1 protein-coding gene is annotated in these 17,704 nt (G+C 72.8%); it reads right to left on the bottom strand.

Going from position 1 to position 17,704, the window contains the following annotated elements:
* Positions 1-17,704 (bottom strand): non-ribosomal peptide synthetase (locus ACFO0B_RS28515; RefSeq protein ID WP_378616286.1); only part of this gene is annotated, 17,704 nt, incomplete at both ends.

The raw sequence follows: 17,704 nt of genomic DNA, 5'->3' as shown, positions 1-17,704 counted from the left end.
AGCGCGGCGTCGATCTCGCCCAGCTCGATGCGGAAACCGCGCACCTTGACCTGGAAGTCCGAGCGGCCCACGTACTCGACCTCGCCGGTCCGGGTCCACCGCACCACGTCGCCGGTGCGGTACATCCGCGCCCCGTCGACGTAGGGGTTGGCCACGAAGCGCTCGGCGCTCAGCCCGGGACGGGCGTGGTAGCCGCGCGCCAGCTGGATGCCGGACAGGTAGAGCTCACCCGCGACACCGACCGGAACCGGCCGCAGCCGGGAATCCAGGATCAGCGACTGCATACCCTTGGTCGGGCCACCGATGGTCACCGTCTCACCGGGCACCAGCGGAGCGCTGATGTTGGTCATGATCGTGGTCTCGGTGGGCCCGTACCCGTTGTGGAAGGCGCGAACGGTGCCGTCCGCCAGCGGGACCGCCCACTTCGCCACCAGCTCCGGCGGGCAGGCCTCGCCGCCGGCGACCAGCACGCGCAGGGTGTCCAGCCCGCTCGGGTCGAAGGTGGCCAGCGCGGCCGGGGTGATGAAGGCATGGGTCACCCGCTGGGCGCGGATGAGCTCGGAGAGTTCGTCGCCGCCGTAGACCCCGGGCGGGACGACGACCAGCGCGCCGCCGCGGGCCAGGGCGAGCAGCAACTCCAGGATGGAGGCGTCGAAGGACGGCGAGGCGAAGTGCAGGGCGCGCGAATCGGCGTCGAGGGCGTAGCGCTCGGCCTGCTCCTCGGCGAAGTTGGCCAGACCCGAATGCGTGACGACCACGCCCTTCGGCACACCGGTGGAGCCCGAGGTGTAGATGACGTAGGCCGGATGCTCCGGGCGCAGCGGCCGCAGCCGCTCGGCATCGGAGATCGGCGCACCGTCCCACCCGGTGAGGTCCAGCTCCTCGAGCACCAGCCAGCGCGCGGACTCGGGCAGCCCCTCGCGGACCTCGCGCACGGTCAGCCCGAGCGGCGATCCGGAGTCGGTGACCATGTGCGCGATGCGCTCGGCCGGGTAGTTCGGGTCGACCGGGACGAAGGCGGCGCCGGTCTTGGCCACCGCCCAGGCCGCGAGCACCGAGTCCGCGGAGCGCGGAATGCCGACGGCCACCAGGTCCTCGGTACCGACACCGGCCGCGATGAGCAGCCTGGCCAGCCGGTTCGAACGCTCGTCCAGCTCGGCGTAGGTGAGCGTCTCGCCGCGGAACACCACCGCGGGCGCCTCCGGCGCGCCGATGGTGAAGAGCTCCGGCAGCGGGCGCGGGGCGAGCGCCGGGGTTCCGGTGCGCGACACCAGGTCCGCGCGCTCGTCGGCATCGAGCACGTCGATCCCGCCGACCGCGATCGACGGGTCGGCGGCGACCGCGGTGAGCACCCGCAGCCAGCGCCGGACGAACGCGGCCGCGGTGGCCTCGTCGAACAGCTCGGTGGCGTAGGTGAGGCCGAGCGCGAGCCCGCCCGCGCTGTTCTGCGCGAGGGTGAACTGGAGGTCGAAGCGGGCGACCGCCTCGTCCAGGTCGAGCGCGGAGACCGAGAGCCCCGGCAGCTCCAGCGTGCCGCGGTCCAGGTTCTGGAAGGCCAGCATGACCTGGAAGAGCGGGTTGCGGGCCTGCGAGCGCTCCGGCGCGAGCAGCTCGACCAGCCGCTCGAACGGGACGTCGGCGTTGCCGAAGGCGTCCAGGTCGGTGCGGCGCACCTTGCCGACCAGCTCGGCGAAGGAATCGCCCGGCTCGATCCCGGTGCGCAGCACCAGGGTGTTGACGAACATGCCGACCAGGTCGTCCAGCGCCTGCTCGCCGCGGCCCGCGATCGGGGTGCCGATGGCGATGTCGTCGGTGCCGGAGAGCCGGGCGAGCAGCACGGCGAGCGCGCTGTGCACGACCATGAAGAGCGAGGCGCCCCGGGCGCGGGCGATCTCCTCCAGCCCGGCGACCAGCTCGGCCGGGATCTCGTCGTGCAGGGTGGCGCCGCGGAAGCTCGCGACGGCCGGGCGCGGGCGGTCCGCGGGCAGGGTGATCTCGTCCGGGACGTCGGCCAGCGCGCGCTGCCAGTACGAGACCTGGCGCGCCATGATCGAGCCGCCGTCGGCGGTGTCTTCTTCGGCACCGAGCACCTCGCGCTGCCAGAGCGCGAAATCCGCGTACTGCACCGCGAGCGGCGTCCAGCCGGGATCGCTGCCCTGGGTGCGCGCGGTGTAGGCCACCATGACGTCCCTGGTCAGCGGGCCCACCGAGAAGCCGTCGGCGGCGATGTGGTGCACGACGACCACCAGCACGTGCTCGTCGCCCGCGACCCGGTAGAGCCTGGTCCGCAGCGGAACCTGCTCGGCCACGTCGAATCCGGTGCCGACGAAGGCGGTGACGGCATCGACCAGCGCACCGGCATCGACCGCGACCGGGGCGAGGTCGAGCGCGACCTCCTCGACCGGGACGATCACCTGGGTCGGGGTGCCGCCGTGCTCCGGGTAGCGGGTGCGCAGCGATTCGTGCCTGCGGACCACGTCGGCGACGGCGAGCCGCAGTGCGTCCACGTCCAGCGTGCCGGTCAGCCGGATGGCGATCGGCAGGTTGTAGGCCGCGGAGGCGGTGTCGTACTTGTTCAGGAACCACATGCGCTGCTGCGCGAAGGAGAGCGGGACCAGGGCGTCGCCGCGCGGGCGGGCGATGAGCGGAGCCCGCTCCGGGCCGCCGGTGTGCGACTCGACCCGGGCGGCGAGCGCCTCGACGGTGGCGGCCTCGAACAGGGTGCGCACCGGCACCGTCGTCCCGAGCGCGGCGCCGATGCGGGCCGCGACCCTGGTGGCGATGAGCGAGTTGCCGCCGAGGGAGAAGAAGTCGTCGTCGACGCCGACCCGGTCCAGGTCGAGCACCTCGGCGAAGACCGCGGCGATCGCCTCCTGCACCGGGGTCACCGGCGCGCGGAAGGCGCGGGCCTGCGCCGCGGGGGCGGGCAGCGCGCGGCGGTCGAGCTTGCCGTTCACGGTGAGCGGGATCCACTCCAGCCGGACCAGCGCGGACGGCACCATGTACGCGGGCAGCCGCTCGGCGGCGCCGGTGCGCACGGCGTCCAGATCCGGGGTCGCCCCCGGCTCGGCCACGACGTAGGCGACGATCCGCTGGTCGCCGGGCTGGTCCTCGCGGACGACGACGGCCGCCTGCGCGACCCCGTCCTGCGCCAGCACCGCGGACTCGATCTCGCCGAGCTCGATCCGGAAGCCGCGCACCTTGACCTGGTCGTCGGCGCGGCCCAGGTACTCCAGCTCGCCGCTGCGGTTCCAGCGCGCGAGGTCGCCGGAGCGGTACAGCCTCGTACCGCCCGGGCCTGCCACGAAGCGGGCGGCGGAGAGGTCGGGGCGGCCGAGGTAGCCGCGGGCCAGCTGCTTTCCGGCCACGTACATCTCGCCGGAGACCCCGACCGGGACCGGGCGCAGCCGCTCGTCGAGCACGTGGATGCTCAGCCCGGGGATGGCCCGGCCGACGACCGAACCCGATGCGGTGGCGATGGTGGCCGCGTCCAGCGGGCGGTAGGAGACGTGCACCGTCGTCTCGGTGATGCCGTACATGTTCACCAGCAGCGGTGCGGTGTCGCCGTGCCTGGCGACCCAGTCGCCGAGCCTGCGCAGCTCCAGCGCCTCGCCGCCGAAGACGACCGCGCGCAGCGCGAGCGGCGCCGCGGCGGGATCGGCGGTCCGGTCCGCCTCGGCCAGCTGGTAGAAGGCCGACGGGGTCTGGTTGAGCACGGTGACCCGCTCCGCGCGCAGCAGTTCGAGGAACTGCTCCGGCGAGCGCGAGGTGTAGTAGTCGACGACGACGAGCCTGCCGCCGAAGGCCAGCGGACCCCACAGCTCCCAGACCGAGAAGTCGAAGGCGAAGGAGTGGAACAGGGTCCACACGTCGTGCGGCCCGAAGCCGAAGTCGGCGTCGGTGTTCGCCAGCAGCCGGACCACGTTGCCGTGCTGCACCGGAACGCCCTTGGGGCGGCCGGTCGAGCCCGACGTGTAGATGACGTAGGCGATGTTGCCCGCGGTCAGCGGGGCGATCCGGTCGGCGTCGGTGACCGGGCCGTCGTCGGCGTCCTCGATGTCGCCCGCCTCAACGGCGTACCCGTCGAGGACCACGCGCGGCAGCCCGGCGGGGAGTTGCACCTGCACGGTGGAGTCGACGATGACGCTGGTCGGCTTCGCATCCGCCAGCACGTAGGCGATGCGGTCGGCCGGGTAGGTCGGGTCGACCGGCACGTAGCCCGCGCCCGCCTTGACCACGGCGAGCAGCGCGACGACGAGGTCGAGCGAGCGCGGCAGGATCACCGCGACCAGCTGCTCCGGCCCTGCACCCTCCTCGATGAGCCTGCGAGCGAGGACATTCGCGCGCCGGTCCAGGTCGGAGTAGGTGAGGGTGTCGGTGCCGAAATTCACCGCGGTGCGCGGGCCGTGCTCGGCGACGATGCCGTCGAAGAGGTCGACCAGGGTGGCGCCCTCGTCGGCGAAGCGGCCCGGGTACGAGTCGGTTCCGGCGCGCACCCAGCGCTCGGAGAGGTCGACCCGCTCCCGCTCGCCGAGCAGGTCGATATCGCCGACGACGACGTCCGGGTCGTCCGCGACGGTGCGCAGGATCCGGGTCAGCCGCTCGGCGAAGGAGACAACGGTGGCCGGGTCGAAGAGTTCGGTGGCGTAGTTCCAGCTCAGCGCCAGTGTGCCGTCGGCGGCCGCACCGACGGTGAGCTGCACGTCGAACTTGGCGGTGCCCGCGTCGAACTCGACGGCGTTCAGCTCGAGGCCGGGCAGGGTGACGGTGCCCAGCTCGGCGGCCGAGGCCGCCTCGAAGGTCAGCGCCACCTGGAAGAGCGGGTGGTGCGCCTGCGAACGGGCCGGGCTGAGCACGTCGACCAGCCGCTCGAAGGGGACGTCGGCGTGCGCGAAGGCGGCCAGGTCGGTGCGGCGCACCTGCTCGAGCAGCTCGGAGAAGGGTCGCGCGGTGTCCACGTCGGTGCGGAGCACGAGGGTGTTGACGAACATGCCGACCACGTCGTCCAGCGCCCGCTCACCGCGGCCTGCGATCGGGGTGCCGATGGCGATGTCGGTGCTCGTGGAGAGCCGCGCCGCCCAGGTGGCGAGCGCCGCGTGCATGACCATGAAGAGCGTGGTGCCGCGTGCCCGCGCCAGCTCGGTGAGGCTGCGGTGCAGCTCCGGGTCGAGCGCGAAGCTGTGCAGCCCACCGGCGTTCGAGGCGATCTCGGGCCTGGCGCGGTCGGCGGGCAGCTCGATCTGGTCGGGCAGGTCGCGCAGCTGCTCGGTCCAGTAGCCGATCTGCTTCGCCGCCGCCGACTCCGGGTCGGCCTCGCTGCCGAGCACCTCGCGCTGCCAGAGCGCGTAGTCGGCGTACTGCACCTCCAGCGGGGCCCAGGTCGGGGCCTCGCCGCGGGTCCGCTCGGTGTAGGCGACCACCACGTCGCGCAGCAGCGGGCGCAGCGAGAAGCCGTCGCCGGAGATGTGGTGCACGACCAGCACCAGCACGTGGTTGCGCTCGTTCAGCGCGAGCAGCCTCGCCAGGAACGGCACCTCGGCGGTGACGTCGAAGTGCGTGCTCGCCAGCTCCACGATGCGCGCGGGCAGCGCGCCCGCCTGCACCGGCTCGGCGACCAGGGTGACCGGAGCGTCATCGGCTGCCAGCACGCGCTGGAAGCCGTCGCCGTCCACCTCGGGGTAGACGGTGCGCAGCGTCTCGTGCCTGGCGATCAGGTCGGCGACCGCGGCGTTCAGCGCGGCGACGTCGAGCGTGCCGGAGAGCCGGACCGCGATCGGAATGTTGTTCACCGCGGTGCGGTTGTCGAAGCGGTTCAGGAACCACATGCGCTGCTGCGCCGGGGAGAGCGGCACCAGCTCGGGGCGCTCGCGCGCCACCAGCGGCGCCCTGCGCTTGCCCTCGGCGGCGGACGCCGAACCTTCCACGGCCGCGGCCAGCGCCGCCACCGTCGACGTCTCGAAGAGCGCGCGCACCGGGATCCTGGTGTCCAGCGCCTCGCCGAGCCGGGCCGCCACCTGGGTGGCGACCAGCGAGTTGCCGCCGAGCTGGAAGAAGTCGTCGTCCAGCCCGATCCGGTCGGCGCCGAGCACCTCGGCGAAGACGCTCGCCACGATCTCCTGCACCGGGGTGGCCGGGGCGCGGAACACCGTGGCCTCGAAGACCGGCGCCGGCAGCGCCTTGCGGTCCAGCTTGCCGGAGGGGTTCAGCGGGAAGGCGTCGAGCACCACGTAGGCGGCGGGGACCATGTAGGCCGGGAGCCGGCGGGTCAGCTCGGTCCGCACGGCCTCGGTATCGATCACCCGGTCCGGGTTCGCCACCAGGTAGGCGACCAGCTGGTCGCCGGTGTGCTCGTCCGAGCGGACCACGACGACGGCCTGGGCGACCGCGACCTGCGCGGTGAGCGCGCCCTCGATCTCGCCGAGCTCGATCCGCAGGCCGCGCAGCTTGACCTGGAAGTCGGTGCGGCCCAGGTACTCCAGCTCGCCGTCGGCGGTCCACACCACCAGGTCGCCGGTGCGGTACATGCGGCGCCCGGCGTCGAAGGGGTTGGCGACGAAGCGGTCGCCGGTCAGGTCGGGGCGGCCGACGTAACCGTGCGCGAGCTGCGCGCCTGCCAGGTACAACTCACCCGGGACACCGACCGGAACCGGCCGCAGCCGCGAATCCAGCACGTAGACCTGGGTGTTGAAGACCGGCGCGCCGATCGGCACGGTGTCGACGTCGGCGTCGGTGACCTCGTGGTAGGTGACGTCGACCGCGGCCTCGGTCGGCCCGTAGAGGTTGTGCAGCCTGGCGCCGGTCAGCTCGCGGAGCCGCTGCGCGGTGCCGCCGGGCAGCGCCTCGCCGGAGGCGACCACATTGCGCAGGGCGGTGCACTCCGCGGCCCGCTGCTCGGCGACGAACAGCGCGAGCATGGACGGCACGAAGTGCACCGTGCTGACCTGCTCGGCGGTGATCAGCCCGGCCAGGTACACCGGATCCCGGTGCCCGTCCGGGCGCGCCACCACCAGCCGCGCGCCGACCTGCAGCGGCCAGAAGAACTCCCACACCGACACGTCGAAGGTGGCCGGGGTCTTCTGCAGCACCACGTCGTCGGCGGCGAGGCCGTACTGCGCGTGCATCCAGACCAGCCGGTTCACGATGGCGGCGTGGCTCACCGCGACGCCCTTCGGCCTGCCGGTGGAGCCGGAGGTGAAGATGACGTACGCGGTATTGCCCGGCCGCAGCGGCCGGTGCCGGTCGGCATCGGTGAGCGGGGCGTCGGAGAAGCCGGCGAGGTTCAGCTCGTCGATCCGGACCTGCCTGGCCAGCGCGCTGTCCAGGTCCGAGCCGGAGGTGAGCACGCAGACCGGGCGGGCGGTGTCCAGGATGTGGTCGATCCGCTCGGCCGGGTGGTCCGGGTCGAGCGGAACGTAGGCGCCGCCTGCCGCGCCGATGGCGTACATCCCGATCACCAGGTCGAGCGAGCGGCGCATGCCGAGCGCCACGTACGACTCCGGGCCGACGCCGTGCTGCTTCAGCCAGCGCGCCAGCCGGTGCACCCGGCTCGCGAACTCGGCATAGGTCAGACTCGTCCCCTCGAAGGTGAGCGCGTAGGCGTCCGGGGTGCGGGCGGCCTGCGCCTCGAACATCGAGACGAGGGTCGCGGCGGCGGTATCGCCGACCGGCGAGGTGAGCGCGGCGTCCACCGGGAACTCGGTGTCGTTCCAGCGGCGCAGCACGGTCTGCCGCTCGGCGTCGTCCAGCAGGTCGATGTCGCCGACGGCGATGCCCGGGTTCGCGGCGACGGCGCGCAGCACCCGGACGAACCGGCGGGCGAAGGAGTCGGCGAAGCCGGAGTCGAAGAGGTCGAGCGCGAAGACCAGCTCGGCGTCCATCGCGCCCGCGCCGCCGCCGCGGATCCCGGCCGGGCCGATGTGCGTGCCGACCGGGGTCTCGCCGAGGGTGAGCTGCAGGTCGAACTTGGCCGTCGGGGCGTCCAGCTCCAGCTCGGCCACGCGCAGCCCGGGCAGCTCCAGCGAGGTGCGGCCCATGTTCTGGAACGAGAGCATCACCTGGAAGAGCGGGTGCCGCGCCTGCGAGCGGGCCGGGTTCAGCACCTCGACCAGCCGCTCGAAGGGCAGGTCGGCGTGGGCGAAGGCCTGCAGGTCGCGCTCGCGCACCTGGCCGAGCAGCTCGCTGAACGGGGTCGCGGTGTCGACCGCGGTGCGCAGCACGAGGGTGTTGACGAACATGCCGACCAGGTCGTCCAGCGCGGCCTCGCCGCGCCCGGCGACCGGGATGCCGACCGCGATGTCGTCCGACCCGCTGAGCCGGGCGAGCAGCGCCGCGAAGGCGCTGTGCACCACCATGAACAGCGTGGTGCCGCCGGCGTGCGCCAGCTGGTTCAGTTCCTCGATCAGCTCACCGGGCACCGTGAAGCGGTGCGTGCCCGCGCGGTAGGAGGCGACCGGCGGGCGCTGCGCGGTGCCGAGCCGCAGCTCCTCGGGGAGCCCGGCGAGCGCGGCCTTCCAGTAGCCGAGCTGCGCGGCGACCAGCGAGCCGGGATCGTCCTCGGTGCCGAGCGTCTCGCGCTGCCAGAGCGCGTAGTCGACGTACTGCACCGGCAGCGGCGCCCAGCTCGGCGCCGACTCGCTGCTGCGTGCCACATAGGCGGCCATCAGGTCGCGGACCAGCGGGCGCATCGAGACGCCGTCGGCGGCGATGTGGTGCACGACGACGGCGAGCACGTAGTCCTGCGTGGTGTCGCGCCAGCGGCTGTGGTCGATCCGCGGCTCCACCTGGAACACCCGGAGCCGGACCGGCGGCTGGTTGGTGACGTCGAAGCCGGTCAGCACGAACTCGTGCAGCGCGGGGGCGATCTCCGCCTCGTCCAGCGGGACCACGTCCAGCGCGGGGATCGCGTGCGCGGTCGGCAGCACCTCCTGGTAGGCGATGCCGTCGCGCGAGGGGTACACGGTGCGCAGCGACTCGTGCCGCTGGATCACGTCACCGACCGCGGCGCGCAGCGCGTCGATGTCGAGCGAGCCGTGCAGCCGCACCGCGGCCGGGATGTTGTAGGCGGCGGAGTCGGATTCGAAGCGGCTGAGGAACCACATCCGCTGCTGGGCCAGCGAGAGCGGCGGGAACTCCGGCCGCGGCCGCGGCGCGAGCGCGGGGCGCCCGCCCGCCCCCGCGGTGGTCTCCATGCGGGCCGCGAGCGCGGCGACGGTCGGCGCCTCGAAGACCATCCGCACCGGCACCCTGGTGTCGAGCGCGGCGCCGAGCCTGGCCACCACCTGCGTGGCGACCAGCGAGTTGCCGCCCAGCTCGAAGAAGTCGTCGTCGAGGCCGACCGCGCGCTCGGCGGTGTCGACCCCGAGCACCTCGGCGAAGACGCCTGCCACGATCTCCTCGATCGGCGTCGCCGGGGCGCGGAAGGTGCGGGCCTCGAAGACCGGGACCGGCAGCGCGCGCCGGTCCAGCTTGCCGTTCGGGTTCAGCGGCATGGCGTCGAGCACGACGAAGGTGGCGGGCACCATGTAGGACGGCAGCACCGCGCCGAGGTGGGCGCGGAGCTCGTCCAGGTCGACGGTGGCGCCGGGGGCGGGTACCACGTACCCGACCAGCTGGTCGCCGGTCCGGCCGTCGGAGCGGACCAGGGCGACGGCCTGGGCGACCGTCTCGTGCGCGGTCAACGCCGTCTCGATCTCACCCAGCTCGATCCGCAGACCACGCAACTTCACCTGGAAATCGGTACGACCCAGATAGACGATCGCACCGAAGCCATCACGAGTCACCAGATCACCCGTGCGATACATGCGAGCACCCCGCCCGCCATACGGATTCGCCACGAAACGATCCGCCGTCAGATCCGCACGACCGAAATAACCACGGGCCAACTGAGCACCCGCGAGATAGAGCTCACCCGCAATACCCGGGGCAACAGGATGCATCCTGGCATCGAGCACATACGCCTCGGCATTCCACACCGGAAGACCGATCGGCACCGCACCCGCGACCTCGACAGGCACCGCGTGATGAGTAGCGTGCACCGCGAACTCGGTCGGACCGTACAGATTGTGCAGCTCCGCCGAGGACACCCGGCGCATAGCCTGGACCGAGTCGGCCGTGAACGCCTCACCGGCCACCAACACCACGCGCAGCGAATCCAGCGCGCCGGAACTGATCCCGGCGGCCTCGACAGTGCTCGCGAAGACACTGAGCATCGACGGCACGAACGAGGTCATGGTGACCCGCTCAGCCGCGATCACCTCGGCCAGATAAGCCGGATCACGATGACCATCCGGGCTCGCCACAACCATCCGGCCACCGACGCTCAACGGACCGAACAACTCCCACACCGACACATCGAACGTGGCCGGAGTCTTGAACAACACCACATCATCGACACCGATGCCGTACTCGGCAGTGATCCACCGAACCTGATTCACCACCGCCGCGTGCGGCAACGCGACACCCTTGGGGCGACCCGTCGAACCCGAGGTGAAGATGACATACGCCGGATTGTGCGGACGCAGCGGCGCGATCCGGTCGGCGTCGGTCAGCGGAGTGTCGGCATAGCCGTCGAGCGCGAGGCCATCGAGGACGAACACCGGAATACCGTCCGCGGTGAAACCGGTATCACCACTGGTCAGCACCGCCGCGGGACGCGCGGTCTCCAACACGTGGGCGATCCGCTCGGCCGGCTGATCCAGATCGAGCGGGACATAACCGCCACCGGCCTCCTGCACCGCGTACGCGGCGACCACCAGATCCACCGAACGGCGCAGCGCCAACCCGATCAACCGCTCCGGGCCCGCACCAGCGGCAACCAGATAACGAGCCAACCGGTGCACCCGCGCACCGAACTCGGCATAGGTCAGGGTCGTTCCGGTCGCCGGATCCACGATCGCCACAGCGCCGGGGGTGCGACGCTCCTGTGCGGCGAACGCCGAGACCAGCGTCTCCGCCGGATCCAGCGGGTAGGAAGTGTCGTTCCACCCCCGCAACGCCAGCTCCCGCTCACGCTCGTCGAGCAGCGGCAGATCGCCGACCGGACGATCCGGCTCGGCCGCGAGCTCCCGCAGCAGCCGGGTGAAGCGGCTGCCGAACGCGCGCATGGTCTCCGCGTCGAAGAGGTCGGTCGCGTAGATCAGCTCGGCCGCGATCCCGGAGTGCGGCTCGGCGTTCTCGGTGAGCACCAGCTGCAGGTCGAACTTGGCCACATCCAGCGCCATGTCGACGCCGCTGACGGTGAGCCCGGGCAGCTCCAGGCTGTTCTGCCCGGTGTTCTGGAACGAGAGCATGACCTGGAACAGCGGGTGCCGCGCCTGCGAGCGGACCGGGTTGAGGATCTCCACCAGCCGCTCGAAGGGCAGGTCGGCGTGGCCGAAGGCGGCGATGTCGGTGCTGCGCACCTCGGCGAGCAGCTCGGTGAAGGAGGCGCCGGCGTCCACCGGCGTGCGCAGCACGAGGGTGTTGACGAACATGCCGATCAGGTCGTCCAGCGCGCGCTCGCCGCGGCCGGCGATCGGCGTGCCGATGGCGATGTCCTCCTCGCGGGCCAGCCGCGCGAGCAGCACGGCCAGCGCGGCGTGCGTGACCATGAAGAGCGTCGCGCCGCGGCCGCGGGCCAGCTCGGCCAGCCTGCCGTGGGTCTCGGCGTCGATCGCGAAGGCGTGCACCGCGCCGCGGCCGGACGCCACCGCGGGGCGGGGGCGGTCGGCGGGCAGGTCGAGCTGCTCGGGCAGGCCGCGCAGCGCCTCGGTCCAGTACCCGATCTGCGCGGCGATCACCGATTCCGGATCGTCCTCGCGGCCGAGCACCGCGCGCTGCCAGAGCGCGAAGTCGGCGTACTGCACGTCGAGCGGGCGCCAGGCGGGCTCGCCGCCGTCGACGCGGGCGCCGTAGGCGGTCATGACGTCGCGGGTGAGCGGCCCCATGGAGAAGCCGTCGGCGGAGATGTGGTGCACCACCAGCGCGAGCACGTGCTCGGTGGGGCTGACCTCGAAGAGCCTGGCCCGGAACGGCACCTCGACGGTGACGTCGAAGGCGGTGCGGACGAACTCGGCGATCCGGCGCGGCAGCTCGGCCTCGGTGACCTCGGCGGGCGAGAGGTCGGGGATGACCTGCCCGGTCGGGACCACCCGCTGGAAGCCGGCGCCGTCGAGCTCCGGGTAGTAGGTGCGCAGCGATTCGTGCCTGGCCAGCACGTCGGCGACGGCGATCTGCAGCGCCTGCCGGTCGAGCAAGCCGGAGAGCCGGACCGCGGCCGGGATGTTGTCGACCGAGGACTCCGGATCGAAGCGGTTCAGGAACCACATGCGCTGCTGTGCCAGCGAGAGCGGCACCCGCTCCGGCCGCGGCTGCGGTACCAGGGCGGCGCGCGACCCCGCGCCCGCCCTGCTCTCGGCGCGGGCGGCCAGCGCGGCCACCGTCGACGCCTCGAAGAGCTCGCGCACCCCGATGTCGGTGTCGAGCGCGGCGGCCAGCCGGGCCGCCACCTGGGTGGCGCTCAGCGAATTGCCGCCGAGCGCGAAGAAGTCGTCGTCCAGCCCGGCCCTCGCCACGCCGAGCACATCGGCGAAGACGTCGGCGACGATCTCCTCGACCGGCGTGGTCGGGGCGCGGAAGACCGCGGCCTCGAAGACCGGTGCGGGCAGCGCCCGGCGATCGAGCTTGCCGGAGGCGTTCAGCGGGAACTCGTCCAGCGCGATGAGCAGCGCCGGGACCATGTAGGCGGGCAGCCGCCTGCCCAGCTCCTCGCGCACCACCTCGGTGTCGATCCGCTGCTCGGCGGCCGGGATCACGTAGGCGACCAGCTGGTCGCCGGTGTGCTGGTCACCGCGGACCACGACGACCGCCTGCGCGATCTCGTCCAGCCCGGCCAGCGCCTGCTCGATCTCGCCGAGCTCGATCCGCAGGCCGCGCAGCTTCACCTGGAAGTCGGTGCGGCCCAGGTACTCCAGCTCGCCGTCCGGGGTCCAGGCGACCAGGTCGCCGGTGCGGTACATCCGGGCGCCATCGGTTCCGAGCGGGTTCGCCACGAAGCGGTCCGCGGTCAGATCCGGCCGCGCGACGTAGCCGCGGGCCAGCTGGTCGCCTGCCAGGTACAGCTCGCCCGCGACGCCGACCGGTACCGGCCGCAGCCGCGAATCCAGCACGTACACCTGGGTGTTGAAGACCGGGGCGCCGATCGGCACGGTGACCGTGTCGGCGTCGGCGACCTCGTGGTAGGTCACGTCGACCGCGGCCTCGGTCGGCCCGTACAGGTTGTGCAGCGCCGCGCCGGTGAGCTCGCGCAACCGGTGCGCGGGCTTCGGGCCGAGCGCCTCGCCGGAGGCGAAGACCAGCCGCAGCGAGGTGCTGCCGACCGCGGCGGCGTCGGCCGCGGCGTGCGCGTCAGGCCCGGAGGCGGAAGCCCGCGTAACCACGGAGGGCCCCGCGGACGCCGCCATCGAACTCACGAAGACCGCGAGCATGGACGGCACGAAGTGCGTGACGGTGACCCGCTCGGCTTCGATGACCTCGGCCAGGTACTGCGGGTCGCGGTGGCCGTCCGGCCGCGCGACCACCAGCCTGGCGCCGATCTGCAGCGGCCAGAAGAACTCCCACACCGACACGTCGAAGGTGGCCGGGGTCTTCTGCAGCACGGTGTCGTCGGCGGTCAGGCCGTACTCGGCCTGCATCCAGACGAGGCGGTTCACGATCGCGGCGTGCGAGACCGCGACGCCCTTGGGCCGGCCGGTGGAGCCGGAGGTGAAGATGACGTACGCGGTGTTGCCCGGCCGCAGCGGGGCGCGCCGGTCGATATCGGTGAGCGGGGTGTCGTCGAGGCCGTCCAGGTCGAGCAGGTCGATCCGCACCTGGGCGGTGTCGATCTCCAGGTCGTCGCCGGAGGTCAGCACGCAGACCGGGTCGGCGGTGGCGAGGATGTACTCGGTGCGCTCGGCCGGGTGGTCCGGGTCGAGCGGCACGTAGGCGCCGCCCGCGACGGTGACGGCGTACATGCCGACCACCAGGTCCAGCGAGCGCCGCATGCCGAGCGCGACGAAGGACTCCGGGCCGACGCCGCGCTCGACCAGCCAGCGGGCCAGCCGGAAGACCCGGCCCGCGAACTCGTCGTAGGACAGGGCTGTCCCCTCGAACTGCAGCGCGGGCGCGTCCGGGTCGGCCGCCAGCTGCGCCTGGAAGAGCGCGGGCAGCGTGTGCTCGGGTTCGGCGCCGTACTGTGCGGCCAGCGCGGTGGACACGTCGAAGGCGGTGTCGTTCCAGCCGGTGGTCACCTCGGCGCGCTCGACGGCGTCGAGCAGCGCGATGTCACCGACGGCCGAATCCGGCTCCGCGGTCATCGTTTCCAGCACCCGGACCAGGCGGTCGGCGATCCGGCGCACGGTGCCCTCGTCGAAGAGGTCGCGCAGGTAGCCCGCCCGGACGCGGAGCTTCGCATCGAGCTGGGCGATCAGGGTGAGCGGGTAGTGCGTGGCGTCGGTGGCCTCCAGCGCCGTGACCGCCATGCCGTCGATGTCGGCAGCCTGGGCCTGGATGCCCTCGGCGTCCACCGGGTAGGACTCGAACACCACCAGCGTGTCGAAGAGCCCGCTCATCCCGGCCGCGGCCTGGATGTCGGCGAGCCCGACGTAGTGGTGGTCGAGCAGGTCGGCCTGCTCGCCCTGGGTCCTGGCGAGCAGCGCGCGCACCGGCTCGGCCGGGTCGAAGCGCACCCGCACCGGGACCGTGTTGATGAACAGCCCGACCATCGACTCCACGCCGGTGAGCTGCGCGGGGCGCCCGGAGACGGTGGTGCCGAAGAGCACGTCCTCGCGGCCGGTCATCCGGCCGACCAGCACCGCCCACGCCACCTGCAGCACGGTGTTCGGGGTGACGCCGAGCGTGGCCGCCAGCCCGGTGAGCCGCGCGGTGGCGGCCTCGTCCAGCTCGAAGAGGTACTCGCCGGAGAGCGCGGTGATCTCGCGCCCGGCGTCCGGCTTGGCCAGCAGCGTCGGCTCGGAGACGCCGCGCAGCGCGTCCGCCCAGACCGCGACCGAGGCGGCGTGGTCCTGCCTGCCGACCCACTCCAGGAAGTGCTTGTACGACCGCACCGCGGGCAGCACGCCCTGGTCGGCGTGGACCGCGTAGAGCATCAGCAGGTCGCGCATGAGCAGCGGCATGGACCAGCCGTCGAGCAGGATGTGGTGGTTCGAGACCACGAACTGCCAGCGGTCGGCGGCCACCTCGATCAGGGTGAAGCGGATCAGCGGCGGGGCGGTCAGGTCGAAGCGGCGGGCCCGGTCCTCCGCGATGAGGTCATCGACGGAGGCGGTGCCGGATCGGGCCGCGCCGCCGCCGGACCGGTCGTGCTCGGTCCACGGGACGCGGACGCTGTTCAGCACCACCTGGACCGGGTTGCCGTCGGCGTCGGTGACGTAGGCGGTGCGCAGGGTGTCGTAGCGGTCGAGCAGCGCCTGCGCGGCGGCGCGCAGCCTGGTGCTGTCCACCCGGCCGGTCAGGGTGAGCGTGATCTGCGAGGTGTAGACGTCGACCGAGCCGGCGGCGAGCCGGGCGTGGAAGAGCAGCCCGGCCTGCAGCGCGGAGAGCGGCCAGACGTCGGCGAGCGCGGGGAAGCGCTGCTCCCAGTTCTCGATGTCGGCCTGGGTGCTGCGCACCAGCCCGAAGTCGGCCGGGGTGTGCCCGCCCGCCTCGGCCGACTGCGCGTGCCGCGCGACGGCCTCCAGCGCGGTGACCCACAGCTCGGCGAACTCGCGCACCTCGGCGGCGTCGAGCAGGGTGCTGGGGTAGCCGATGGTGGTGACCAGGGTGTCGCCGGTGACGATGGCGTTCAGGTCGAGCGGTGCCATGGCGGGCATGTCGGCGTCGTAGCCCGCGGCCAGCGCGCCGAGTTCCGGCGCCGGAATCCAGCCGAAGCCGCGCAGCGCCTCGGGCACGTCGGTGTCCGAGACCCGGCCCAGGTAGTTGAAGCTGACCTGGCCGGGCAGCTGCTCGGGGAGGTCGGCGGCGGTGCTGCGGTTCAGGTAGCGCAGCATGCCGTAGCCGATGCCCTTGTCCGGCACCGCGAGCAGCCGCTCCTTGACCGCCTTGAGCGCCCTGCCGAGCGCGGGGCCGCCGGTGAGCGCGGCGTCCACGTCGATCCCGGCCAGGTCGAAGCGGACCGGGAAGATGGCGGTGAACCAGCCGACCGTGCGGGAGAGGTCGGCGCCGGGCACGATCTCCTCCTCGCGGCCGTGGCCCTCCAGCCGGAGCAGCAGCGAGTCGGCGCGCTCGGCGGTGCGGCGCGCCCGCCACTTGGCCGTGGCCAGGGTGAGCGCGGTGAGCAGGCCGTCGTTCACGCCGCCGTGGAAGAGCGCCGGAACGGTGGTGAGCAGCGTCTTCGTGACCTCGGGCGAGACCCGGACCTGAATCTTCTCCAGCACGCCGGAGACGTCGACCGCGGGGTCCATCGGCCGGTCGGTGAGCAGCGGGTCGGGGCCGCCGACGACGCCGCGCCAGAACTCCAGCTCGGCGATGCGCTCGGGGCTGTTCGCCTGCTGCTCCAGCGCGTGCGCCCAGGAGCGCAGGGAGGTCGCCGGGGCGACGAGCTCCGGGGTGCCGCCGGAGGACAGCTGCCCCCAGGCGGTGACCAGGTCCGGCACCAGGATGCGCCAGGTGACGCCGTCCACCACCAGGTGGTGCGCGACCACGACCAGCCTGCCGCCGCGCTTCGCCTCGGAGGGCTCCAGCCAGACGAAGCGGATCACGATGCCGGCGGCCGGGTCGAGCCGGTCCAGCGCGCCGTCGACCGCCGCCTCGGCGATCCGCAGCAGGTCCGAATCGCTCGCCGCCACGTCGAATTCGACGCGGTCGATGAGCGCGTCGACATCGACTGAGCCGGGGGCGGTGGTCTCGAGCACCCAGTCCGCGCCCTCGGGGCGCAGCCGGGCGCGCAGCATGTCGTGCCGGTCGACGACGGCGCCGACGGTCGCGGCGATCCCGGCCCGGTCGATGCCGACCGGCAGCTCCAGCGCCAGCATCTGGTGGAACCGGCCGAAGCCGCCCGCGCGCTCGGCCATGAACCGCACCACCGGGGTGAGCGGCATCCGGCCGACGCCGCCGCCGGGCAGCTCGTCCAGCGCGGGCTGGCTGGTGGTCTCGGCGTCCGCGGTCTCCGCGACCGAGGCCAGCCCGGCCACGGTGCGCTGCTCGAAGACGTGCCGCGGGCTGAACACCACGCCGCGCGCCTTGGCCCGCGACACCAGCTGGATGGAGACGATCGAGTCGCCGCCGAGCGCGAAGAAGGAGTCGTCGACGCCGACCCGCTCCACGCCGAGCACCTCGGCGAAGACCTCGGCGATGGTGTGCTCGATCGGGGTGCGCGGGGCCCGGAACGCGACCTCGGTCGCGAAGACCGGCTCCGGCAGCGCCTTGCGGTCCAGCTTGCCGACCGGGGTGAGCGGGATGTGGTCGAGCACCATGATCGAGGACGGCACCATGTACGCCGGGAGGCTCTCCTCCACGTGCGCGGTCAGCTCGGCCACGTCGACCGACTGCCGCTGCGCGGCGACGACGTACGCGACCAGCGTGGTAGCGCCGTTCTCGGCCCTGTGCCCGACGGTGACCGCGAAGTCGACGGTCGGGTGCGCGGCCAGCGCGGCGTCGATCTCGCCCAGCTCGATGCGGAAACCGCGCACCTTGACCTGGAAGTCCGAGCGGCCCACGTACTCGACCT

It is taken from the genome of Nocardia jiangsuensis (assembly GCF_042650385.1).
Classification (GTDB): domain Bacteria; phylum Actinomycetota; class Actinomycetes; order Mycobacteriales; family Mycobacteriaceae; genus Nocardia; species Nocardia jiangsuensis.
Note: the sequence above shows the minus strand (reverse complement) of the source record. Positions and strands in the feature narration are given on the sequence as shown.